This window comes from Nguyenibacter vanlangensis, assembly GCF_013376155.1.
GTDB lineage: Bacteria > Pseudomonadota > Alphaproteobacteria > Acetobacterales > Acetobacteraceae > Gluconacetobacter > Gluconacetobacter vanlangensis.
In genome coordinates this window covers 1-1,279 of the sequence record NZ_JABXXP010000765.1, presented here as the reverse complement: position 1 = coordinate 1,279, position 1,279 = coordinate 1, and the positions used below count along the sequence as shown (strand labels likewise).

The window sequence follows — 1,279 nt, the reverse complement described above, 5'->3', positions numbered from 1 at the left end:
GCTGGCCGCGCTGCAATGGCGGCTGGACCAGCGGCATGTCGCGGCACCCGCCGCCGGCATCATCGCCGACATCCTGGCCTGGCCAGGCGAGGTCGTGGAGAGCGGGGCTCCGGTGATTTCGCTGTTGCCACCGGAAAATATCTATATCCGCTTCTTCGTGCCCGAGCCGGTGGTGTCGCGCCTGCATTACGGCGACACGGTGACGTTGTCATGCGACGGCTGCCCGGCCGGGCTGCGCGGCGTGATCGATTTCATCGCGCCGCAGGCCGAATATACTCCGCCGCTGATCTATAGCGACCAGAGCCGCGCCAAGCTGGTCTATCTGCTGCAGGCGCGGCCGCGCCCCGGCCAGGCGCGCCAATTCAATCCCGGCCAGCCGGTGACTGTGGGCCTGCCGGATGCCCGGCCGGGCAAGGCATCACCCAGGGCGGTACCATGAGCGGCACGGCGGAACGGCAGGTCGAAAAACAGGCCGAGTACGTCATCGACGTACGCGACATCCGCAAGAATTTCGGCGGCCTGCGCGTGGTGGACGGGCTGAGCCTGCAAGTGGCGCGGGGCGAGATCTGCGGCTTCCTGGGCGCCAACGGCAGCGGCAAGACCACGACCATCCGCATCCTGTGCGGGCTGCTGGCGCCCGACGGCGGCAGCGGCACCTGCCTGGGGCTGGACATCCTGCGCGAATCGCAAAGCATCCGGCGGCAGGTCGGCTACATGACCCAGCGCTTCAGCCTGTACGAGGATCTGACGGTCCGGGAAAATCTCGAGCTTGTGGCGGGATTGTACGAAATGGACCAGCCACGCGAGGCAGTAGGCGCGATCATCGGCCGCATGGATCTGCGCGCCCGCGCCGACCAGTTGGCCGGGCATCTGTCGGGCGGGTGGAAACAGCGCCTGGCGCTGACGGCCTGCGTGCTGCACCGTCCGGCGCTGCTGCTGCTGGACGAACCCACGGCCGGGGTCGATGCGCGGGCGCGGCGTGAATTCTGGGACCTGATCCATGACATGGCCGGCGGCGGCCTGACGGTTCTGGTATCGACCCATTACATGGACGAGGCCGAACGCTGCGCGCGCGTCGTCTACCTGGCCGGCGGGCGGATCGTGGTCCAGGGCAGCGCCGAGGACCTGATCCGCGATGTCGGGCTGACTACCTATGACGCCACCGGCCCCACGGTCGAGGCGGCGGTGCCGCTGCTGCGTGCCGCCCCGGGGGTCGAGGCCGCGACGATGTTCGGCCGCGTGCTGCATGTCGCTGGGATGGACCGCGCGGCGCTCGAGG

The 1,279-nt window shown here is 69.1% G+C and carries 2 protein-coding genes; both read left to right on the top strand.

All coding sequences use genetic code 11. The features are described 5' to 3' along the window. Nucleotides 1–439: HlyD family secretion protein (locus HUK84_RS18840; protein ID WP_176641589.1), on the top strand; the 439-nt coding region annotated here is incomplete at its 5' end. Then, a partial coding sequence (locus tag HUK84_RS18835; protein WP_176641588.1) for an ABC transporter ATP-binding protein occupies nucleotides 436–1,279 on the top strand: 844 nt, incomplete at its 3' end. The genes HUK84_RS18840 and HUK84_RS18835, both read left to right, overlap by 4 nt.